At 28.7% G+C, this 23719-nt stretch carries 24 protein-coding genes; 23 read left to right on the top strand and 1 reads right to left on the bottom strand.

Annotated elements, in window-relative coordinates; translation table 11 throughout:
* Positions 1–144: 144 nt before the first annotated feature.
* The 20 genes from J2Z76_RS09095 to J2Z76_RS09190 all read left to right on the top strand — a co-directional run bounded on the left by J2Z76_RS09095 (position 145) and on the right by J2Z76_RS09190 (position 18143).
* A complete protein-coding gene (locus tag J2Z76_RS09095; protein WP_209511733.1) occupies positions 145–2223 on the top strand; it encodes a stalk domain-containing protein in 2079 nt (692 codons plus the stop codon).
* A gap of 299 nt (positions 2224–2522) precedes the next feature.
* On the top strand, positions 2523–3017 hold the full coding sequence (locus tag J2Z76_RS09100; RefSeq protein ID WP_209511954.1) for a peptide deformylase: 495 nt from the start codon (positions 2523–2525) through the stop codon (positions 3015–3017).
* Positions 3018–3145: 128 nt separating this feature from the next.
* A complete protein-coding gene (locus tag J2Z76_RS09105; protein ID WP_209511734.1) occupies positions 3146–3721 on the top strand; it encodes a DUF1836 domain-containing protein in 576 nt (191 codons plus the stop codon).
* Positions 3722–3827: 106 nt separating this feature from the next.
* Positions 3828–4262 (top strand): hypothetical protein, encoded by a 435-nt coding sequence (locus J2Z76_RS09110; RefSeq protein ID WP_209511735.1) that lies wholly within the window; start codon positions 3828–3830, stop codon positions 4260–4262.
* Positions 4263–4766: 504 nt separating this feature from the next.
* A complete protein-coding gene (locus tag J2Z76_RS09115) occupies positions 4767–5255 on the top strand; it encodes a Na+/H+ antiporter subunit E (RefSeq protein ID WP_209511736.1) in 489 nt (162 codons plus the stop codon).
* A complete protein-coding gene (locus J2Z76_RS09120) occupies positions 5248–5511 on the top strand; it encodes an MrpF/PhaF family protein (RefSeq protein ID WP_209511737.1) in 264 nt (87 codons plus the stop codon). Before J2Z76_RS09115 ends, J2Z76_RS09120 begins: the two co-directional genes overlap by 8 nt.
* Positions 5511–5819, top strand: coding sequence for a monovalent cation/H(+) antiporter subunit G (mnhG, locus tag J2Z76_RS09125; protein WP_245210395.1), 309 nt, complete (start codon positions 5511–5513; stop codon positions 5817–5819). The genes J2Z76_RS09120 and mnhG overlap by 1 nt, the downstream gene beginning before the upstream one ends.
* Positions 5820–6059, top strand: a complete 240-nt coding sequence (locus tag J2Z76_RS09130; RefSeq protein ID WP_209511738.1) for a hydrogenase subunit MbhD domain-containing protein — start codon at positions 5820–5822, stop codon at positions 6057–6059.
* Positions 6056–6331: a hydrogen gas-evolving membrane-bound hydrogenase subunit E gene (gene mbhE / locus J2Z76_RS09135; RefSeq protein WP_209511739.1), complete on the top strand. Its 276-nt coding sequence runs from the start codon at positions 6056–6058 to the stop codon at positions 6329–6331. The genes J2Z76_RS09130 and mbhE overlap by 4 nt, the downstream gene beginning before the upstream one ends.
* A gap of 17 nt (positions 6332–6348) precedes the next feature.
* A complete protein-coding gene (locus J2Z76_RS09140) occupies positions 6349–6768 on the top strand; it encodes an MnhB domain-containing protein (protein WP_209511740.1) in 420 nt (139 codons plus the stop codon).
* Position 6769: 1 nt separating this feature from the next.
* Positions 6770–7132 (top strand): sodium:proton antiporter, encoded by a 363-nt coding sequence (locus J2Z76_RS09145; protein ID WP_209511741.1) that lies wholly within the window; start codon positions 6770–6772, stop codon positions 7130–7132.
* A 2-nt stretch (positions 7133–7134) separates the two neighbouring features.
* Entirely contained in the window at positions 7135–8607 is a 1473-nt protein-coding gene (locus tag J2Z76_RS09150; RefSeq protein ID WP_209511742.1) for a complex I subunit 5 family protein, read from the top strand.
* A 10-nt stretch (positions 8608–8617) separates the two neighbouring features.
* The gene (locus J2Z76_RS09155) at positions 8618–10069 is read left to right on the top strand and encodes a complex I subunit 5 family protein (RefSeq protein ID WP_209511743.1); all 1452 of its coding nucleotides are present in this window, start codon (positions 8618–8620) and stop codon (positions 10067–10069) included.
* An 18-nt stretch (positions 10070–10087) separates the two neighbouring features.
* Entirely contained in the window at positions 10088–12076 is a 1989-nt protein-coding gene (locus J2Z76_RS09160; protein ID WP_209511744.1) for a complex I subunit 5 family protein, read from the top strand.
* 298 nt (positions 12077–12374) lie between these two features.
* Complete coding sequence (locus J2Z76_RS09165; protein ID WP_209511745.1) at positions 12375–13538, top strand: HlyD family secretion protein; 1164 nt, start codon at positions 12375–12377, stop codon at positions 13536–13538.
* 1 nt (position 13539) lies between these two features.
* Positions 13540–14310, top strand: coding sequence for an ABC transporter ATP-binding protein (locus J2Z76_RS09170; protein ID WP_209511746.1), 771 nt, complete (start codon positions 13540–13542; stop codon positions 14308–14310).
* Between the two features lie 4 nt (positions 14311–14314).
* Positions 14315–15460, top strand: a complete 1146-nt coding sequence (locus J2Z76_RS09175) for an ABC transporter permease (RefSeq protein WP_209511747.1) — start codon at positions 14315–14317, stop codon at positions 15458–15460.
* A 20-nt stretch (positions 15461–15480) separates the two neighbouring features.
* Complete coding sequence (locus J2Z76_RS09180; protein ID WP_209511748.1) at positions 15481–16125, top strand: TetR/AcrR family transcriptional regulator; 645 nt, start codon at positions 15481–15483, stop codon at positions 16123–16125.
* A 127-nt stretch (positions 16126–16252) separates the two neighbouring features.
* A complete protein-coding gene (locus tag J2Z76_RS09185) occupies positions 16253–17152 on the top strand; it encodes a PhzF family phenazine biosynthesis protein (RefSeq protein WP_245210406.1) in 900 nt (299 codons plus the stop codon).
* A gap of 85 nt (positions 17153–17237) precedes the next feature.
* Positions 17238–18143, top strand: a complete 906-nt coding sequence (locus J2Z76_RS09190) for a UbiA family prenyltransferase (RefSeq protein ID WP_209511750.1) — start codon at positions 17238–17240, stop codon at positions 18141–18143.
* A gap of 96 nt (positions 18144–18239) precedes the next feature.
* On the opposite strand, the gene J2Z76_RS09195 is transcribed toward J2Z76_RS09190, so the two are convergent.
* Positions 18240–19532, bottom strand: a complete 1293-nt coding sequence (locus J2Z76_RS09195) for an L-cysteine desulfidase family protein (protein WP_209511751.1) — start codon at positions 19530–19532, stop codon at positions 18240–18242.
* Positions 19533–19833: 301 nt separating this feature from the next.
* On the opposite strand from J2Z76_RS09195, the gene J2Z76_RS09200 reads away from it, so the two are divergent.
* From J2Z76_RS09200 to J2Z76_RS09210, 3 genes are all read left to right on the top strand, one after another.
* Positions 19834–21567, top strand: a complete 1734-nt coding sequence (locus J2Z76_RS09200) for a sigma-54 interaction domain-containing protein (protein ID WP_209511752.1) — start codon at positions 19834–19836, stop codon at positions 21565–21567.
* A 78-nt stretch (positions 21568–21645) separates the two neighbouring features.
* Positions 21646–22734, top strand: a complete 1089-nt coding sequence (locus J2Z76_RS09205; RefSeq protein WP_209511753.1) for a hypothetical protein — start codon at positions 21646–21648, stop codon at positions 22732–22734.
* Complete coding sequence (locus tag J2Z76_RS09210; RefSeq protein WP_209511754.1) at positions 22731–23705, top strand: hypothetical protein; 975 nt, start codon at positions 22731–22733, stop codon at positions 23703–23705. Before J2Z76_RS09205 ends, J2Z76_RS09210 begins: the two co-directional genes overlap by 4 nt.
* The last annotated feature ends 14 nt before the right edge of the window (positions 23706–23719 follow it).

The raw sequence follows: 23719 nt of genomic DNA on the forward strand, positions 1-23719 counted from the left end.
TAAGTAAAATTATTAATACCTCCTCTTTACTGCTAAAGAGGGGGTATTTTGTATATAATAATTAATGGTATGTTAATGTATATGTAATAATTTCGTGCTACAATATGTGATAAAATAAAGAAAAATTAAAATTGAGGTGTATTTATGAAGAAAAAAGTATTTAATTGGAAATCAATCATGATGTTGGTTATGATTGTCATGCTCATTAATATTGCTCCTAATGCTTATGCACAGAGCCCAATTAAGTTAATTATTGATGGAAAAGAAGTTAGTGATGGACCAGAAGCATTTATAAAAAATGACAGGACTTTAGTACCATTAAGGGTAATTGCTGAAGAGTTAGATGCAGAAGTAACTTGGGATAATATTAGTAGAACAGTACATATTTCTAAGGAAGATTTGCATGTTGTACTATCTATAGATAGCAATTTAATTGAATATACAATTGATAATGAAACAATTTATAATTTAAGCGATGTGGCACCATTAATAAAAGAAGATCGTACATTTGTACCTATTAGATTAGTGAGTAATGCTTTAGGTGTTGGGATTAATTGGGACAATATTAAAAGAACAGTTATAATTAATTCATCAGAAGTATCAGAAATAGAATCTTTTTTTGATGTTAAAATTTCATCTGTAAAATCCGGACAGGCTATAACAGGGACTACAAGTTTGAATACGCAGTTAAAAGATATACCAAAAGGTGCTGCAAAAATTAAATATTTTCTACTTAATTCAGATACAAAAAAAGGTTTTGTAATTGCAACGGGTAGTGATGTAACTTCAACTTATGAATGGAAACCTTCTATGGAGGATAACGGAAATAAAATTTTAGTTTCTGCGATTTATGATAGTAATGATAAATTTTTAGCTGGAGATGCAATTCCTGTAAAAATTGGTATAGTTCCTGAAATAAAACTTACAGGATTAACTGAAGGAGAATTAGTTACTGCTGGTAGCGTGCCACTTGGAGCCGACATAAACTTTTTAGCAGCATATGTAAAATATGAAATAATTAATCCAGATACAGATGCATATTACATTTCATCAGGTCTTGATCCACTAGGTGGATTTACTATGATTCCTGTTATGGAGGACAATGGTAACATGTCTTTAAGAGTAATAGCATATGATATGAGTGGAAAAGCATACTATGGAGATTATGTAAATGTTAAGGTTGATGTAAACAGGTATATAAACCTTGGTGGAATAACAGAGGGGCAGACAATCAACAGTTCTGTTACGTTGAGAACATCTAGAAACTTCAATGTTTCAGAAACTGAATATGTTTCAGTTGACAATATAGGCAATGAAACTGTATTGTATAAAGCTGGCTACGGTAACTATACTTGGTTTCCAGGTCCTGATATGGAGGGAAGCAAATTACTTTATGTAAAAGTAAAAGATACTTTAGGCAACTCTTATACAAGTAGCAAAGTAAAAGTTAATGTTGTAGGTTCTCCAAAAGTGTTGTTACAGAGTGTAGGACCCGGACAAGTTGTAACGGATACATTTAATCTAAATGTAAAAAGTAATGTAAAATTAGACAGTGTAAAATATATTTTAACTAATTTAAAAACGGGAGTTAGCAATACTTTGTCTGGACAAACATATACTCCTAGTGAGGGAGATGCAGGTTTGTGGAGTTTAAGAGCTGAAGCGGTATATGGTGGACAGACACTAAAGACGGAATCAGTTAAATTTACGATTTATAAAAACAAATTATACACTGCTCTTCCAGTTGTAGCAAAAGATCAGTTTCTAGGCTTTTCATCAAAGTTGGCTATAGATAATCTTGAAAAAACTGGAATGTCAGCTGCACTACAGACAGCACAGGCAATTTTAGAAACAGGGTGGGGACAAAGTGTTCCAGTTGATAAGTATACTGGTCAATTCTCAAATAACTTATTTGGAATAAAAGGTAAGGGAACGGCAGGCTCAGTTACTTCAAATACTTGGGAAGAATATAATGGAGTATCATTTAGAATTGATGATGATTTTAGAGCATATAACAATGTAAGCGAAAGTTGGGAGGACCACAATGCACTTCTTCTTACAAAAGAAAGATATGCACCATTCAGAGCAGTTATGTTTGACAGCACACAAGGTGCATGGGCGCTGAGAAGATGCGGATATGCAACTGATTCTCAATATTCAATAAAACTTATTGATATAATAAATAGATATAATTTAAAAGAACTTGATGAAGTAGGCGTATGATGGGAAATTACAGTTTATATATTTAACTGTCAATTTTTTCACCTGCTTCACCCATGAAACGTGTTCCGTTGTATTTTATCATTTAATATTTGATTTAAAATAAAATTTTTTACAAAAAACATACAGTTGGCTTTTTTTAGCAACTGTATGTTTTTTGTAAATATACTGATTAATCAGATATGAATGAAATTTGAATTATAATTGAAAGAAGTAAAATTTGGTGTATAATGTAAATTGTAGTACAACAATTAACATTTGTAATGTTGGTTAAATTAGATAAGAAGGTTGGTGGCAAAATTATGGCTGTAAGAGAAATCTTGTTGTTAGGAAATGAAAACTTATATAAACTCAGCGAAGAAACAAATAAACAAGATAAATGTAAGGCAAAGCAAGTAATTGATGATTTGCATGATACATTATTTGATTTTAGAAAAAAGAACGGGTTTGGAAGAGCAATAGCAGCCCCTCAAATTAATGAAGCTTATAGAATTATATATATGAACTATGATGACAAATCAATAGCTTTTATAAATCCGAGAATTGAATTTACGAACGATAAACAGTTTGAAATTTGGGATGATTGTATGAGCTTTCCTGGCTTAGAGGTTAAGGTGAATCGTTACAAAAAATGCAAAGTATTTTACAAGGATTTGGATTGGAAAGATTGCGAAATGGAATTTGAAGGAGATTTATCTGAATTGATTCAACATGAATATGATCATATTCATGGTATATTGGCGGTTCAGAGAGCTCTTGATAACAAATCATTTAGAATGAAAAATATTAAGGAATAAACATATATAATTAAGGAGCACTATAATGATTCTTTATATTTATTTATGCTTGACAAGTAAATTTATTTGCATTATGATATAAGTAGTTATGATAACTACTTATAAATTTTGATAATAAAGGATAAGATATGGATGATAACTTAGAGCTTTATGAATATAGTAAGAAAATGAGTGAAGCAAAGCTTATTAAATGGTGTTGTTTGCCAAAATCTCCGATATATTGTGACAACCTGTTACAAATTGTGAAAGATGAATTGTCTTTTATGCAAATTGGAGATGAAAAGCTTATAACTAAGAGCATGGTTAATAATTATGTAAAATGGGGCATGATGCCAAAGCCGTTAAAGAAAAAGTATGAAAGATTGCACATTGCACATGTGATTGTTATTACGATACTCAAACAGATATTACCTATTTCAGAAATAAAGTATGGCATACAATTACAGATAGTTTTGCATGGAAAAGAGAGGGCTTATGATGCTTTTGCAGAAGCCCTAGAGGAATCTATGAGAAAAGTATTTGTTCCGATTTTACAAAAACAAAATACTTATGTACTAGATGAAAGACGAGTTGATTATGACAAGCTAGCTATTTCTTCTATTACAACTTCGCTTTCGAACAAACTATTAACTGAAAAAATAGTAGAAACAAAAATTAAAAAATATAATAATCTAGCTAAAAGCCAAGAGGTAGATTATGAATAAACAATAATTTTAATCGAATGGTATTCACCATAATAGAATATTTTGAATTGAGTGATTGAGTAAAAGATTAGAGGCGATGAAATATATTATATGGAGGTAAAGTCTAATGATAATAAGTGAATATCGTAATATTGATAAAAGATTAAATATATTAATTAACTCAGTTGATAGAATGCTTAATTTAGAAGTTATCAATATTCATGATTTGGAATTTGTAAAACTAAGAAGAACAATTGTTGTTATATTAAAAAAAATATTTGATGATAGTAGTTTGGCTGAAAAGTATATATCTAAATTTAATCAAATAATGCATTATAATTATGAGCAAACAGAATTCAACTTTAACAAAGCAAAAGAATCATTAAAACAATTAGTATATGAAGCAATAGAAGAAGTTAGTAGAGTTTATTATAGGAACTTAAAGTTTATTTCCGAGTGCAGCTTGCCATATCTTACATATTTAAAAGCACTAAAATTATATAGGGTATTTAGCGAAAAATTAGCAGTAAAAAGAAAAATTACTACAGAATTATTCAATTGATAACTATACGTTTGAGTTTTAAAAAGAGTAAAGTATCTACTTATGCAGATGCTTTACTCTTTTTAATCTAGGGAATGTTATTTTGCTTGACAGATTAATAAAGAGTTTATAATCCATATAAAGTGCAAGAAAGAAAAATTACCTTTTTTTATAAAAATAAATTGAAAATTATTAATAATTAATGTAAAATAGAAGCGAGTATTATACTTAATCATAAAAACATATATTCATGCAATTCAATAAGGCAGTTATCTTCGTAAACACTTCAGCTAAAATTTGATATAAAATTAACAAAATTTCAAAACTGATTTTTAAATTAATACAAAATTTATAATATGCAAATAATGCAAGTTAAAACAAACTTATAGTAATATTTAAGAATTTATAATTGAAATGCAATTCCATATATTGTAAGCTTCATAATGAATAAAAGTGTGGACTAATATATCAGAAAATAGTAATATATAGTGGAGAAATAAATAGTTTTATATGAGGAGAAAACGAATGAATTACAAAATGTTCGGATTATATGTTTTGTTTTGGCTTATTTTATCCCAAAACTTTAATTTCGAGAGAATTGTAGTAGGGACTGTAGTCTGTGCGATAATTTTTGTATTCAATAAGGAACTTTTGAACAATCAAAGGAAGAATAGTAGTATATTCATTTCAATATCAAATGTAAAATATTACCTTTTGTATTTTGTAGTTTTAATTAAAGAAATATTCAAGTCTAACTTTCATGTTGCAAAAATTGTGTTGAGTCCAAAACTCAACATTTCACCTTCTATAGTAATCATAAATACTAAATTAAAAAGCGAACTAAATAAAACTATTTTAGCAAATTCTATTACCCTTACTCCCGGAACATTAACTTTAGATATGTATGATGACAAACTAATTGTGCATTGTTTGGATAAGGAAGCGGCAAATGGTTTAGAAAATAACAGCTTTGAAGGTATTCTTTTAAAGAAAGAGGAAATAAGTAATGACTAAGATTTTAGTTTTTGCAATAATATTTTTGTCTATTGTTATCATAGGGTCTATGTATAGAGCTATTAAGGGTCCAAGTGCCGCAGACAGGCTCATAGCAATTAACGTAATTGGTACTAAAACTATAGTGTTAATACTTATGATATCATTAGTATTTAGGGAAAATTACTTTGTAGATGTTGCTTTAGTTTATGCGTTAATTAGCTTTGTAGCTTCGGTTGTTATTGCAAATTACATTGAAAAAATAGGGGGGAACTAATGATAATCAACTTAGTAGGTGGAATTTTTATATTAGGAGGATTGTTTTTCTTTTTAGTTGGAACTGTTGGAATTCTTAGATTTCCAGAAGTTTTATCAAGAATTCATGCTGCAGCTAAATGTGATACTCTCGGTGCGTTGCTTTGTTTAGTAGGACTTATAATTTTTAATGGGTGTAATATGACATCTTTGAAAATGATATTAGTACTCATATTTATTTGGGTAACAAATCCTACAGCTGCTCATTTAATTGGTAAAGTTGAATATATTAGAAGTAACTTACATAATAAAAAGGACGGAGTTAAATAGATGAAAGTTTTTAGTATTATAATGCTTATATTTTTAATATTTTCTTCTATAGCTGTATCAACTATGAAGAGCAAACTTGGATCAATAATTGTTTTTGCAGTTTATAGTTTAATTATGGCAATACTGTGGGAGCAGTTAGAAGCACCTGATTTAGCTATTACAGAAGCAGCAGTAGGTGCAGGAATTACGACCGTTTTATTAATTTTAACTTTAAGCAGAATAAGGAGTATTAAGAAATGAGAAAAATAATTGCTGTTTTTATAACTTTAGGAATAACCATTATTTTACTTATTGGCTCTGAAAATTTACCGCAATTTGGTACAGAAAACACACCTGCTAATAATGATTTAACTAAATATTATATAGAAAATTCTATAAAAGACACTGGTGCTACAAATATAGTCACAGGGGTTATATTAGACTATAGGGCTTTTGATACGTTTATAGAATCAAGTGTTTTGTTTACCGCTGCAATAGTTGTTATGATATTGCTAAAAAAAGAAAAATCTTAGTGATTTGAGAGGTTTATATGAAGGACAAGATATTGAATACTGTTGGTAAAAATTTAATCCCCTTTATACAAATTTTTGGATTATATGTTATTTTTCATGGGCATTTAAGTCCGGGTGGAGGGTTTGCTGGAGGAACTATAATTGGAGTAAGCTTTATACTTTATAGAATTATATTTGGAAAAGAATTTGTTCAAAATAAGTTAAGGTTTTCTTTATTGATTAGGTTTTTAACAATTGGAGTTTTTATATATGGTGTAATGAAAGGATATATTTTTATATCTGGAGGTAGTGATTTGCATTGGGCTACGCCACCTTTAGGAATTCCTGGAAGTATTATAAGTGGAGGTTTTTTACTTCCTCTTAATATTATAGTTGGTACTGTAGTTTCTGTAACAATGTACTTTTTTTATTGTTTGTTTGAAGAAGGAGAAATTTAAAATGGAAAGGCTGCTAACTAATTATTATGAAACATCTTCTATTATTTTATTTGGAATAGGGTTTGCAACACTTTTATTGCATAGTAATTTAATAAAGAAAATTATAGGAATGAATATAATGGACACATCTGTAATTTTATTTTTAATCGCGAAAGGCTATATACACGGAAAAGCTTCACCTATAGTGGTTGGAGAATTTAAGGGAGTTTCAGAATATGTTAATCCGATTCCTACATCTCTTATGCTTACAGGTATAGTTGTAGCTGTTAGTACTACAGCTTTTGCGTTAGCACTTACTATAAAAATGTATGAGAAATATGGAACAATTGAATTAGATGAGATATTAGAAAAGGGGGATGAATAATATTGACAATAATTAAAAGCTTTCCTTTAATAGGTGTATTAATATTATTTTTAATAGCTTTTATTATGCCACTAATAAAAAAGAACAGTGTAGTTAAATTTTTAAGCATTGCTTCGTTTTCAACATGTCTAGTGTTGTTTGTAGTTTCTCTTAATTATGTAATACACAACGGAAGTTACTTTTATAAAATAGGACATTTTGTTGCTCCTTATGGCATTGAGTTTAGCATAGGAATTATTGAGTGTATTATGGCTGTTTTATTTGCATTTATATCTCTTATAATATCTTGGTACTCATGCTATAGTATTGAGCATGATGTAAATGAAAGTAAAGTTCCTTTATATTATCTTTTAATAAATATTCTTGTTGGATCTCTGTTAGGTATTATATTTTCTAATGATATGTTTAATGTATATGTATTTATTGAAATTAGTAATTTAGCATCATGCGGAATAGTAGTAGTTAAGGATAAAAAAGAAAATATAAGGGCAGGTATTAAGTATCTTATTTTAAGTTGCTTGGGCTCTGGATTAGTACTTATGGGAATTGCCTTTTTATATTCAATGACAGGTCATCTAAATATGACATTTATTCATGAAAATTTAATAAATAGTTATATGAATTATCCACAAGCAATAATTATAACATTAGGGTTATTTACTGTAGGAATAGGAGTTAAAAGTGCTTTGTTTCCACTTCATACGTGGCTACCTGATGCACATTCAAATGCTCCAACTTCATCCAGTGCAATGTTGTCATCCCTAGTTTTAAAGGCATATATAATATTTTTGATTAAGGTTTTATATAGAGTAATGGGTAACGAAATTATTTCTGAAACACCTATACTTTTTGTATTGTTAGCACTTGGAAGTTTAGGTATGATTATGGGTTCTGTATTAGCTATATTTCAGAAGAATTTAAAGAGAATTATTGCTTATTCAAGTGTAGCACAAATTGGATATATTTATTTTGCAATAGGTTTAGGAACTGAATTAGGATTTGTAATTGCCATTTACCATATTATAGGTCATGCAATAACAAAGTCAGCACTTTTCCTATGTTCAGGTTCTATTATAGAGAAAACTGGTATAAAAGAAATTGCAAATCTAAAAGGTGTTGGTAAAGAAATGCCTTATACTTTATCGCTTTTTTTAATATCCTCATTATCACTGGTTGGAATTCCATTATTACCTGGGTTTGTAAGCAAGTGGTACTTGGCAATTGAAAGTATAGGAGTAAATAAGTTATATCTTATTGTAATAATACTTGTAAGTAGTCTTTTGAATGCAGTATATTATTTACCTATTTCTATACATGGTTTTTTTAATGAAGAACAATCAAGTAGTAAATTATATAAAAGTAAAGAAAAATCTGTAAAGGAGTTAATGCCTATTACAATACTTGTTATAGCAATGTTATATGTTGGGGTTAATTCTGAAGGGATAATTAATTTGATTAAGACAACATTTGTATAGGAGGAAGACCATGAATAATATTATTTTGTTGCCTATAATTTTCCCTTTTTTAGCTGCTATTATAATAGCAGTATGTAATTTTACTGAAAAAAGAAGAAATATATTTGCAGGATCTATTATATTTTTAAATTTAATTTTTGTGAGTTACATTGTAGCAAATTTTAATGGAATTAGTATGCATGTCATTAAAATGAACGAATTCTTAGATATATACTTTAAAGTGGACAAATTAAGTGTATTTTTTTCACTTTTAGTATCTGTCTTGTGGTTATTTACAAGTATTTATGCTATGGAATACATGAAACACGAAGGGAAGGAAAAAAGATTTTTCGCATATTTTATTTTAACGCTCGGTGTAACATTAGGTATAGCTTTTGCGGGTAATCTTATTACACTTTATTTATTCTACGAATTATTAACATTGACAACATTTCCTTTAGTAATACATTCAGGAAGTAAAGAAGCGTTAAAAAGTGGGATGAAGTATTTAATATATTCATTTACAGGTGCAACGGTAGCACTTTTGGGGATGCTAATTTTGTTTAGTCTGACTAATAATCTTACATTTGTTCCAGGAGGAGTAATAAATGCTAATTTATTGGATAATAAAACATTATATTTCATTATTTATGTTTCTATGTTTATAGGCTTTGGAGTAAAGGCTGCATTAGTTCCATTTCATTCATGGTTGCCTGCTGCAATGGTAGCACCAACGCCTGTTAGTTCTTTACTTCATGCAGTTGCGGTGGTTAAATCAGGTATATTTGCGATAACTAGAGTTACTTTTTATATATTTGGAGCAAATGCAGTTAGATTTACGGGAGCTAATAAGTATTTAATCATTTTAGTAATAATTTCAATATTGATGGGTTCATTTCTTGCACTACATCAAGAAAACTTAAAAAAAAGACTAGCATATTCAACCATAAGTCAGCTAGGATATATTTTGCTTGGAATACTTCTTTTAAATAAAAATGCTTTTATTGGTGCGATGATGCATTTATTGAACCATGCGGTAATAAAAATAACTTTGTTCTTTTGTGTAGGAGCCATAATGTATACTACTGGAAAAACAAAAATATCTGAAATAAATGGAATAGGCAAGTCTATGAATATTACTATGTTTTGCTTTACCATATCATCTATATCTCTTATTGGGATACCACCAACTAATGGATTTATAAGTAAATGGCTATTAGCTGAAGGGTCCCTTGTTGAAGGAAAAATAGGTTTTCCAGTGATACTTTTACTGAGTGCATTACTTACGGCTATGTATCTTTTTCCTATTTCAATTGCAGCTTTTTTTACAAAAGATGAATCTAATGTTTTAGAAAAAAAGAAAGCTCCCATAAAAATGTTAATTCCAATAGTTTGTATAACTGTTATTACAGTATTTTTAGGGTTATTTCCTAACTTTGTATTGGATTTTTTAAGAGCTATGGCATCGGAAATTATGAATTAATTAAGGAAGGTGAATAATTTGAATCCACAAATAATTCTTGTTTTTATAATACTTATACCTCTTATAGGTTCTTTTATAAGTTTTATTATTGGGATAAAAGATGAAAAAGCTAGAAGTGTTTTTAATATTACAATGACTGGAGCTAATTTTTTTATCATAACTTCCTTATATTTCAATGTTATGAATGGTACAGTAGATATTTTCATACCTAATATAATGGGGACAGGACTGTTTTTAAAGTTAGATATGTTTAGATATATATTTGTATGGCTTACATCTTTAATTTGGTTTTTAATAACAATATATTCAACACAGTATCTTTTAAGTTATAAAAATAGAAATAGGTATTATTTATTTTTTATGACTACTTATTGGAGTACATTGGGTATATTTTTATCAAATAATTTAATAAATTTATTTACATTCTTTGAAATTATGTCATTATCATCATATCCTTTAATCATACATGATGAGGACAAATATTCTCATGATGCAGGTAAAACATATTTAATTATGGCGGTATCAGGTGGACTTGTTTTATTAATGGGATTATTTTTGTTATATGATTTTACACAAACTTTAGATATAGATAAAATTAAATATGTTATACAAGATATAGGGAATATAAAATATGCAATTGCTGGACTTATTATAGCTGGATTTGGTGTAAAAGCGGGTATGTATCCATTGCATTTATGGCTTCCTAAAGCACATCCGGCATCTCCAGCACCTGCAAGTGCTATATTGTCTGGAGTTCTTTTGAAAACGGGAATATTTGGAATTTTAGTAACGTCTGAAATAATGGGTTTTAGTGATATATATATATCAAACACATTGATTGTACTAGGGTTTATAACCATGTTTTTAGGTGGATTTTTAGCAATGTATCAAAGAAATATTAAGAGAATTCTTGCATACAGCAGTATGAGCCAAATGGGATATATTATAGTTGGAATAGGGCTTATGGGTATTCTTCATGAGCATAAGGCTATAGCTTTATATGGTACAATTTATCATATTATAAATCATATGATATTTAAGGTTTTATTGTTCATGAGTGCTGGTGTAATATATATGAAGTTGCATGAATTAAGTATAAATGGTATCGGTGGATTTGGACGAAAAAGAAAAACGTTAAAAATATGTTTTTTTATAGGCTCTTGTGCTATTATGGGTGTGCCAGGATTCAACGGATTTATAAGTAAGAATTTACTACATCATGCTTTAGCAGAAGCTGTTCATCTATATGGTGGTATATGGTTATATATTGGTGAATTAATATTTGTAATAAGTAGTGCATTCACTACGGCTTATCTTTTAAAATTATTTATTGCAGTGTTTGTTGAAAAAAGTGATCATGATATCGAAAATATAAAAATGAAAGTAACTGGTAGGGCTTTAATTCCTATGACCATTTTGGCTGCAATGATTATTTTTATAGGTTTAAATCCAAATTTTACAATGAATATAATTTATAAGGCAGCAGAATCATTTTATATATACGATAAGATAGATACACATTTTTATAATTTGGAAAATATAAAATCATCTCTTTTATCTATATCATTGGGTACATTAATATATGTATTTTTTATAAGAAGAGTATTAAAAAAGGGCTCGGGAGAAAATTGGTGGTATGAAAATACCGCTCTTAATTGGTTTAGCTTAGAAAATGATTTATTTATACCAATATTTACAGTTATATTTAAAATAAGTTCTGTTGTTTTAAAATTCTGCGATGTTGGACTTTTGAAGTTAATTACATTAATTAGTAATTGCATGAATTCATTATTAAAAATGCCATTATACTATAAAAGAAAATCAAAAGCTTTATTCAGTAGAAAAGTAAATATTATTAATGATATAAATGATTATACCTTTGAATATCCAACAGATATAACGTATGAAGCCAAAAAGGCAAGATATAAGATGAATAGTATAACTTATTCTATATATATTTTTGGAGTAGTTTTAGTTTTATGTTTAGTAGTATTGTTATATTCGTAAAAATATTTCATAAACGATTAATTATTGTTAAATAAGATAAGTATAATTTTTTTAACTTTAACATTAAATTATATACAAATTAATAATAGTGTTTATAAAAAATTCTTGTAAGTAATTGACAAGAATTTTTTTTAGCTATATAATGAGTGAGTACTCACTCATTATATAGCTTGGATTTCATTATATAACAGAAATTATATATTAAGAGAGGTATTATACTTTTAGTAGGCAGGTGTGATTATAATGAGTATCATAAACATTTTATAATCGAAGCAACATAGGAGGTAGCAAAGTTATCATGAAAAAGGTATTTTTTTTATTATTGTTTATTTTTACATTAAGCCTCTCGGCTTGTGGAGAAAAAACTGATTTGGAATTAAGTGGAACTATAGAAGCCACACAAATTGACATCAATTCAGAGGTAAGTGGCAAAATTATTGAAATTTTATTAGAAGAAGGCGATATAGTACATAAAGATGATGTTATAGCTTTAATTGAAGCAACATCAAATGAGATACAGGTAAGAAAAAGTATGGCATTATTAAAAGTAGCGGAAGCTACTTTAGATGAACTTAAAAGTGGAACCAGGGCACAATCACTAAAGAAAGCTGAGGCTGAAGTAAAAGGAGCAAAGGCTAAATTAGACGAGATTAAAAAAGGAGCAAGAGTTGAAGAAATTGCAAAGGCTGAATCATTGTATCAACAGGCTTTGGATGTCGTCAAATCATCTCAAACAAATTATGACTACAAAAGCAGCAATTTTGAAAGAACAAAGGAGCTTTTTGATACAGGAGTTGTATCACAACAACAGCTTGATGATACACAGAATGCACTTGATCAAGCAAAACAGCAGCTGACTAATGCAAATAACAATCTTGATGTTTCAAAATCGCAGTTAGATTTGGTAAAAAGTGGGTCAACACCTGAAGCTATTTCTGTTGCAGAGGCAAATTATGAATCAGTTCTTGCTCAGTATAATTTACTTAATGAAGGAGCTACAATTCAAGCAATACAAATAGGGGAGGCTAATGTTGAGCAGCTTCAAGCTTCGCTTGACAGTGCAAAACTTCAACTTGAAAAATGCACTATAAAATCACCAGTTGATGGTATACTGCTTAACAAAGCTATTGACGTTGGGCAGGTTGTAACAACAGGAACAAATATTATTTCTGTTCAAGAAAACAATGAGTATTGGATTAAAGTTTATGTACCACAAAAATACAATTCAAAAGTAAAGTTAAATCAAAATGTTATCATAAGAACCTCTGCATTGCCAAATAATGATATTGCGGGTACGATAGTTTATAAATCTCCAAAAGCGGAGTTCACTCCTAAAAATATAGAAACAACTAAAGCAAAGGAAAATGATACAGTTATAGCAGTAAAGGTAAGAATTGATAGCAATATTAGTGATTTAAGTGCAGGTATGATTGCAAATGTTATAATAACAGGAGTTGAATAATATGGAATATGCAATTGAAGTAAATAATTTGTCTAAGAAGTTTGGAGCATTTACTGCAGTGAATGATATAAGCTTTAACATTGAAAAAGGAAAGATATTTGGATTCTTAGGACCAAATGGGTCTGGAAAATCAACAACTATCCGTATGCTTTGTGGTGTTATTTCTCCTACTAGCGGAAGTGCAAAGGTTATGGGATATGATATAGTTAAAGATACTGAGCTTGTAAGGAAAAACATAGGATATATGTCACAAAAATTCAGTTTGTACGAGGATTTAACAGTTGAGCAAAACTTAAATTTCTATTCTCAAATATATTCAGTACCAAAAGAAATTGCCATAGAGAGAAAAAAAGAGCTTATTACAATGGCTAATCTTGAGGGTAAAGAAAAAAGCTATGCAGGAACTCTCTCGGGAGGTTGGAAACAAAGACTTGCTCTTGGATGTGCTCTTATTCATAAGCCTCAACTATTGATTCTCGATGAACCTACAGGTGGGGTTGACCCTGTATCACGCAGAACCTTTTGGGAGATTATCAACAGCCTATCAAGACAAGGTATTACTGTGTTGGTAACAACTCATTATATGGATGAAGCTGAAAGTTGTGATGTAATAGGTATGATTTTTAACGGTGAATTAATGGAGTTCGCACCTACGAATGATATTATAGCAAAGTATAATGCAAATAATCTTGAAGATGTATTTATCACAATTGTGGAAAATGTTACACATAAAAAGGTGAATTCATATAAAGAAATGAAGTTTTTGGAGTGATAGTATGAGAACAAAATTTAATTTCAGAAGATTTATGGCAATAATGAAGAAGGAGTTTTTACAGATATCTGTAGATAAAATAAGCCTTAGAATGCCTGTTTTAATGACGATTGGTATGATGTTGCTTTTTGGATATGCTGTAAATACAGATTTGGACAACATTTCAACAGTTGTATTTGATCAAAGTAAAACACAAGAGAGTCGTGAATTTATTGACCAATTTAGAAGTACTGGTTATTTTGTATTTGATTATAATGTAAACAGTTTGGATGAACTTAATATACTAATTGACGAGGGAAAAGCAAAGGCTGGTTTGATAATACCAGTTGATTATGCTGTAATGCTAAAGAAAAATAAAAGTCCACAACCACAACTTGTCATAGATGGTACAGACCCAACCGTTGCAAGAACTGCATTAAATAGTGGAGTTATAATTTCCAATACATATTCAATTAATAAAAGGCAAAAATTTATGGAAATCAAGGGGTTTTCCAATATGCAATCACCAGGTATTGATTTAAATACAAGAGTGAGATATAATCCTAATATGAGTAGTAATATGTTTTCGATACCGGGTCTTGTGGGACTTATTTTACAAAATATAACCATAATGCTCACCGCATTTGCAATGGTTCGTGAAAAAGAAAGAGGGACGATAGAACAACTTATAGTTACTCCTGTAAAACCAAACGAACTTATTTTGGGAAAACTTATCCCCTATATAGCATTGGGATATGCTAGTTTTCTTCTTGCTCTGGCATTGTGTCGATTTTGGTTTAAAGTGGAAATACAAGGCAACATATACCTTTTGTTAGGTCTTGGAATGATGTTTGTACTTTGCTCACTTTCTATAGGAATGCTGATTTCAATATTTTCAAAAAATCAACTTCAAGCAATGCAGTTTACAATTGTTATTATTTTGCCCAGTGTTCTTCTTTCAGGTTTTATGTTTCCTGTTGAAGCAATGCCTAACTCAATTAAATTCATAAGCATGATGTTGCCGCTATCATACTTTTTGAGAATTGATAGAAGTATTATTTTAAAGGGTGTTGGAATTGAATATATATGGCAAGACACAATTGCATTGGTTATATTTCTTATGGTAATATTTACGATAGCTGTAAAAAAATTTAAAAAGAATTTAGATTAGTTATAAATGGAGGATTAACAATGGATGAATTTATTGATATACCCAATAGTAAGTTATCAGAAAAGGAAAAGCTTATTTTGAAGGCAGCATGCGAAACTTTTTCTGAAAAGGGTTACAATGCAACATCTACCAAAGAAATTGCTAAGATGGCTGGTGTTTCAGAAGGTACTATATTTAGATATTTTAAAACTAAAAATCATATTTTAAAGGGCCTACTTGTTCAATTAATTGAGCTTGTCGTTGAGAATATAGCACTTCCTCCAATTGAAAAAATTCTTCAAAATGAAACTAACAAAGATGATAAAGAAATTTTCAAAGAAATTATTATAGATAGAATGAATCTTGTCAATAACAATTTTAAACTATTTAAAGTAATTGTTTCGGAAGCTCTATTTCAGGAAGATATAAGAGGTGTAGTTTATAATAAATTGATTTCTAGAGCTACATTTATTATTGATGATTACTATGAGAAGATGGTTAGAAATGGTACTGCAAGGCAACTGCCTTCTAAAATAGTGTTTTCAAGTATTGTAGGAAGTATATTTATGTTCATCTTAAAAAGAAATATGGATTCTTTGTATTCAAATGTTGAGCAAGATGATAATATTGATAAAGACATAGATTTTCTTATAGATATTATGTTCAATGGTATAGGATCCAAATGACATATGATATAAGACGATACTTTTAAAGTGTTTTTTAAGGTCGTAACAAGAAAGATATAAGAAATTTTAGAAATTAAAGTGAGGAGGAGTATGGTTTATTTATAAGAAATATCATACGAATGTGAAAATGAAATTTTATATTGTAGATGCTTTTACTGATGTGTTATTTGGTGGTAATCCGGCTGGGGTTGTAATAATTGATGAGGGATCAGATTTTCCAGATGACAAAATTATGCGTAAAACAGCAGCAGAACTTCGTTATTCAGAAACTGCATTCATAAAACAAATTGGGGAAAAAGATTTTAATATTAGATATTTTACGCCTGCCTCAGAAGTAGACCTTTGCGGACATGCAACTATTGGATCGTTTTGTGCTTTAGCTGACTTAGGGCTTGTAGAATGTGGATGCTCTTATATTAATAGTACTAAGGCTGGAAGATTGAATATTGAAGTATTAAAAAATTCTATTCTCATGGATATGGGATTGCCTGAAAATATTAATAAAATATCGGATTCAAAGGATTTAGATGAGCTTTACAGTATAATGGGATTATCATACGAAAAACAAGGAGAAATCCTTACTGGTGAAAAATTAGATTTTAACTTATTACCAGAAATGATTTCTACAGGACTTCCAGACATAATGATGCCCGTTAAAAACGAAGGAGAATTGGCTAAAATTAATCCAGAATTTGAAGCTTTATCAAAATTATCTGAAAAATATAAAGTTGTAGGTGTTCATGCTTTTACAGTAAACACCAAGGATGGAGCAGTTCATTGTAGAAATTTTGCACCACTTTATGATATTGATGAAGAGGCGGCAACTGGAACATCTAATGGTGCATTAACTTTTTATTTGTATAAAAATGGTCTTTTAAATGAAGGTACAGATAATATATTTATTCAAGGCGAAGCTATGAATCGTCCTTCAAGAATTATGAGCAAACTATCCTTTATAGATGGTAATGTAAAGATTCAGGTTGGAGGAATGGCTTCTATTCTTGCTTGTGGAGAAATTAGACTATAGGAATTTGTTTTATTGAAAATATATTATATGAAATATTACTATTAAAATTTGTATCATGAAAAAATTCAATAGGTTGGTATAACAGATGTTTAAAAATTTTATTAACTATGTAGAAGTAAGGACTAAAATTACAAGTATATTTGCATTTTTAATTTCAATTGCCTTACTATTTTATATGAAGGAATCAATTAATTGGAAATTGACACTTATCTTTTTTGCAGCTATGTTTATATTTGATTTAACTACAACTGCGATTAATAATTATGTTGATACCAAAACGAATAACGAAAGATTACAATTTAAAAGAAGTACTGCACTAATTATTATATATGTGATGTTTTTAATTAGTGCTACACTTGGATTGTATTTAGCATATCTTACAGATTTGGTTGTGCTTTTACTTGGTGCTTTATGTTTCTTATGTGGAGTATTTTATACTTTTGGCCCTTTACCCATATCAAGGCAGCCGTTAGGTGAATTGTTTTCTGGTTTGTTTTATGGTTTGTTAATACCGTTTATATTATTATACATAAATATGCCAAAAGGAACATTTATCACATTAAATGTTGATTATCAATCAATTAGCATTAATTTAAAAATTATGCCAACACTGAAACTTTTGCTATTCTCAATTGTTCCTTTTTGTACCACTGCAAATATTATGCTTGCAAATAATATTTGTGATTTAGAAAAAGATATTAAAGTTAAAAGATATACTTTACCCTATTATTTAGGACATAAATCACTTTATTTATATGCTGGATTGTATTATTTGTCATATGCTTCTGTAATAATAATGGTTGTTTTAAAATTCTTATCACCATTATATTTAATATCACTTTTGACATTATTCTTTGTTCAAAAAAACATTAATAAATTTTACAAAGTTCAAGATAAGGAAAAAACATTTATATTATCCATAAAGAACTATCTAATAATTATGGGTTCAAATACTATAATTATTTTTATTAGTAGTGTTCCGAAATTGTAGCTTAGAAAAAAAAAAGAAAAGATAATTAGTTTTTTAAGAACTAATTATCTGTTTTAATTTTAATATTTATGTTGTAATATTTTTAAAAATCTTATACTAACATTTATTTAGCATAATTTCAAGTATAGTACTGTCGGTACTCATCATACCTACGTTTGAGACCTGTGCTAAATTTATAATGGTTTTTTCCGGAGTGCTGTCTAGGATGCCGTTATCATCTGGAATGAATATGTTTTCTAAAGCCATTTTTGAAGAGTCAACAGCAGCATCTACAGAAATAGAGAGTTTGTATGAGCATCCAATTTTTGCTCCGTCACATAGCATGCCAGTAATGCCAGCAACCATGTTATTTATTGAACCCTTTATTTGTTCTTTATTTCCGCCAAGTAAATATGTGAGTCCAGCACTACATCCAACTCCAGCAGCTACACCACATCCGCATATAGGGGAAAGAGCTCCTAGACGTACTTTTACAAATATAGTAACAAGGTGGCTTAGTGTTACAGCACGTATAATTTTTTCATCTGAAATATTTTTTTCTTTTCCAATATATGATATTGGAATAATTGCAACCAATCCATGATTGCCAGATCCAGCACTGCTCATTACAGGAAGGAGATATCCTGACATACGTGCCTCTGATGCCGCTGCAGTGTATGCTTTTGCCATTGAAAAAACGTCAGTAGCTTTATTTTTTAAATACTTTCCTATACCTAGACCGATTTGTTCTGACAATCCTACATTTGCAATTCTAATGTTCATATTAATTCCATCTTGGATAAATGCGATATCTTCTATTGAAACATTATTAGCAAAATCAATTAAATCTTCGATGGAGCACTCTTTAATTTCATATTTAATTTCATTTGAAGTTGGTTTTGACTTTTCCTCATTGAAATTGTTTGAAACTGATGTTGTCTCGTTGAGTAAAATTTCATCATTTTTACTTTCATGTATTATATTTGTATGAGAATTTTTAATTATAACCGTTGATTTATCAGTATCACCTATTGCCTCAACTTTGATATATAGTCCTTGCATCCATTCGTTCAAATTTAATGTAATAATATTTGAATCCATAATTTCCAATGCTCTTTTTATACTTTTATCATCTACATCTTTTAAAACTTCAAGCATATATGCTGATTTACCTACTACAAGGGCAAGTGCAACAGCAAATATTATACCTCTCTCATTTGTTCCTGGAATTCCTACACTCATTCCATTTTTTAAAATATTTTTATCAACTTCAATATTTATTTTTTTTACTTCTGAACCTAATATTTCTTTAGCTCTAGCGACCGCATAACCAACAGCTCCTGGTTCCGTACAACCCAAAGCTTTGGTTACTTGATTTTTTAATATATCAATGAGTAATTTATCATCCATAATGCTATCTCCTTGTTTTACTTTTTATTAGATAATTTGCAAAATTCATACCAATATATAAAAAATATAGAGATGTAGTATCTATGGCGTTATTGCGAATTTAAGCGAATAGTAAATATTAAAAATTTATTAAATATGATAAATAGATATCAAATATTGTATAAAATATGCTATAATTAAATGATTATATACATTTATTATATTTGATAGTTATTTATCATTATTGATAAATAACTATGTACAAAATTCTTAACAAAATAATTATATATTAATAAATAATAAAATAAAACAGGTGGTTAAAATGAGTTTATTGCTAAGTATAAAAAAAGAGCTCCAACATATTGTAGAGGCTATAAATGCAGTTACAAATGTTGATATAATTGTAGTTGATGAACACCTTAAAAGAATTGTTTCTACAGTTAAAAAAGAGTATGAATTTGGTACAATTGCTCCAACAAATTCTGCTTTTCATAAAAGTATTATTACTGGGGAACAATTTTTTTTAGAAAATCCCAAAGTCGATCCTATATGTACTGAGTGTAAAAATTTTGAAAACTGTAAAGAGTTGATTGAATTTTGTATTCCAATAAAATATAAAGACGAAATTATTGGTGTTTTGGGAATGTGCGCTTATGATGAAATAGCAAAGGAAAATCTTCTTGCTAATAAAGATAGTTATATGAATTTTGAAAATCAGTTAAGTGATATTATTTCCACTATAATAAGCGAAAAAAATAATGCTAAAATGCTTGAGTACAGTTCTTCTAAACTAATGACACTTATAAATTCATTGAAAGACGGAATAGTAATTATAAACAATAATAAAGATATAATTACTACAAATAATTATGTTAATGAAAAATTAAACTTGAACCCTAACAAAATGCCAGTTATATGGGAATTGTTGTCAGATAAAATATATAATAAATTAGTAAATCAAAATTTCAATGGAGAAGTAGGACCTGTTAAGCTTAATGGAATTGAGTTTATGATTAATTCATGCCCAATAATGATAGGTGATATTCAAGATGGGATAGTACTATTGTTATCAGATTTTAATAAAATGAGAGAATCAGTTTTAGAATCTAATAGAAAAAAAGACTTGATAACATTTGATGATATAGTGGGAGAGAGTGAACTGTTGCTACAAGCTAGAAGAGAAGCAATACAGGTAGCTGAAAAAGATGCTTCGGTATTAATCATGGGTGAAACAGGAACTGGTAAAGAAGTTTTCGCAAGAGCAATTCATTATGCAAGTAGTAGAAGGAATGACGCTTTTATGGCAATAAATTGTGGAGCGATAACTGAAAGTTTAATTGAAAGTGAATTGTTTGGTTATGAAAAAGGTTCCTTTACAGGAGCAAACAATACTGGAAAACCTGGTAAGTTCGAAACATGTAAAGATGGAACTCTCTTTCTTGATGAAATAGGGGACTTGCCATTTATGATGCAAGTAAAACTTAATAGGGCTTTAGAGGAAAAGGAAATAACTAGAGTTGGAGGAAATATTTCTATAAAGGTTAATCCAAGGATTATTTCTGCAACACATAAGAATTTGTATTCAATGGTTGGGAAAAATTTATTTAGAGATGATCTATATTATAGGCTCAATGTTGTTCCTATATTTCTTCCACCTTTGAGAGAACGTGGATATGACATAATAGTTCTTTCGAGATATTTTTTAAATCGTTTTGCAGCTGTTTACAACAAGGAATTGAAAGGATTTACTTCTGATGCGGAAAGATTATTAATGGGATATAATTTCCCCGGAAATATTCGAGAATTAAGAAATCTTGTCGAATATGCTGTTATTTTTGAGGAAGGTAGTTTTGTGGGAGCGGAAAATTTAAGAAGAAAAATGGGGGCTTATGAAGAAATAGATAATATAAAATTAGAAGACTTAACAAAGGCCTATGAAAAATCTGTTATACAGAATAAAATGCAAAAAATTGGTGATAATTTTGAATCTAAAAAAGAGGTAGCAAAACAGCTTGGCATTAGTATAGCTACATTGTATAGAAAACTTGAGGAGTGATTGAGTTATTTATTTTTGTAATAAATAAGTGGCTGTGATATAATAACGTAATAAAATGATTGGAATTTGGAGAAAAACATGGAACTTATTAGCGTTGAAAATAAAAATAAAAATAAAAAAGATTTTTTAAATTTCTATAAAAAACAATATTTAGATAATCCTTTGAAAAGAGATTCATTATCAAGCCTACTAAAGGGGTTGTTATATGGGAAATCTTCATTGTGTGAATCAGTTGATTTAGAACCTTTAATAGTATTAGATAAAAATAAAATCATTATGATATGCCTTTTAGCTCATGCACATAGGATGCCAGATTACATTCAAATAGGTTTTTTTGAATCTGATGAATTAAATATGCAAGCATTTAATTTAATTATGGATAAGGCAGAGCAAATGGCTAAAAGTAAAAATGCTAGTAAAATATCAGGCTCTTTAAATATTCATGTCAATTATGGATTAGGTTTTTTAGCTAGTGATTTTGATAAAGAGCAAAGTTTTGGTATGGCTCATAATCCAGAATTTTATAATGAATATTTTATAAAAAATGGTTTTAACACAATAGATATGGTAAGCTATAAGAAAAATATTACTAATATGGACAACCTTTTAAGTAGCAAGGCACAAAAGAAATTAGAGGAAAGATATAAGGTAAGAGAAGTTGATTTTAGTAATTTAAAAAAGGAAGCTAGCATTTATACAAAAATTAATAATGAAGCATTTAGTGAACATTTGTTTTATTATACTAGAAAACAAGAAGAAGATTTAGAGCTGTTTAGAGATTTAAGATTCCTACTTAAATCAGAAAATTTATTGTTTGTAGAAAAAGATGGAGTGCCAGTTGGATTTATGCTTTGGTATCCTGATTTTAATCAATTGATTAAACCATCAGAAACTGTAGGAATAAAAACTGTAATTAAAAATAAATTATTTTCTAATAAAATTAAAACTTTTAAAATTGTAGAAATGGGAGTTATACCAAAAGAAAGAAGTAGAGGCGCAATTTTAGCTTTATTTGATTATTGCTTCAAATGTACAAAAGGTAAATTTGATTATCTTGAATCAGGTTGGATATTATCAGAAAATACAAAGTCAAAGAATTTCGGTATAAAATGGGCAGATGGAGAATCAAAACATTACAAAGCTTACATTAAGGATTTAAGCGTATGATAAAATTAAATTCAGTAAATGATTTAGTTATAGAATTGAATAAATCGCATGTAATAAATTTATACAATGAATTTAATCAAGAAGCAATTAACATATTAGAATTGTTAGAAAGAATAAATCCATGTGGTCAACAATATGAATTGTCAAATAATTGTATTATTGTTTCTTATGAATTTAAAATTAATTTGCTTAACTTTAAAAATATATTTCCACTAAATGTAAAAGTTCAGATTATTGGTTTTCCTATATCCATATGTCAAAAAGGATACTTTGGAGACCGAACATTAGTAATGAAATCTATAGAAAATAGAAAAGGATTGAAGATTGTACTTAATGATGATATGGAATTTAATAATGGTGGTAGGACTTTATCAACATTTGTTTTTGAAAATAAATTTTCTTCATTTGATGAGTATGTAAATGCACTTAGAAGTAATTATAGAAGAAGAATTAACAAGGCGTTATTCAATAGAAACAATATTGAAATAAGAAAATTTGATTCTAAAAGTTTTACCACTAATCACTACAAATTATATTTAAGTATAATGGAAAGAACTGAAAATCCTCTAGAAACACTACCAATTGAATTTTTTGTTGATTATGAATCAGAGCTTTATGAATTTCTCGATAAAACAACAAAGGAAATAATTGGGTTTATTCAGTTGAAAGTAATAAAGGATAAATTATATTTCTTATTTGGGGGATTTAGAAAGGAAGATGTTGGGAGATATGATATTTACTACAATATGATTCTTAAAATTATAGAAGTTGGTATTGAAAAAAGAATTCACTATATAGATTTTGGTCAAACTGCTGAGGAATGCAAATTGAAAGTTGGGTGTAAGGAAGTGCCTAAGTATTTGTATGTACATCACAGCAACCCAATTTTAAATTACACTATTCAAAAATTAATTCCATTGTTTTCATACAAACCATATAATATAGAACATCACGTGTTCAAACAAGATTAAAGCAAAGAGGGGAA

The organism is Sedimentibacter acidaminivorans (genome assembly GCF_017873955.1).
GTDB lineage: Bacteria > Bacillota > Clostridia > Tissierellales > Sedimentibacteraceae > Sedimentibacter > Sedimentibacter acidaminivorans.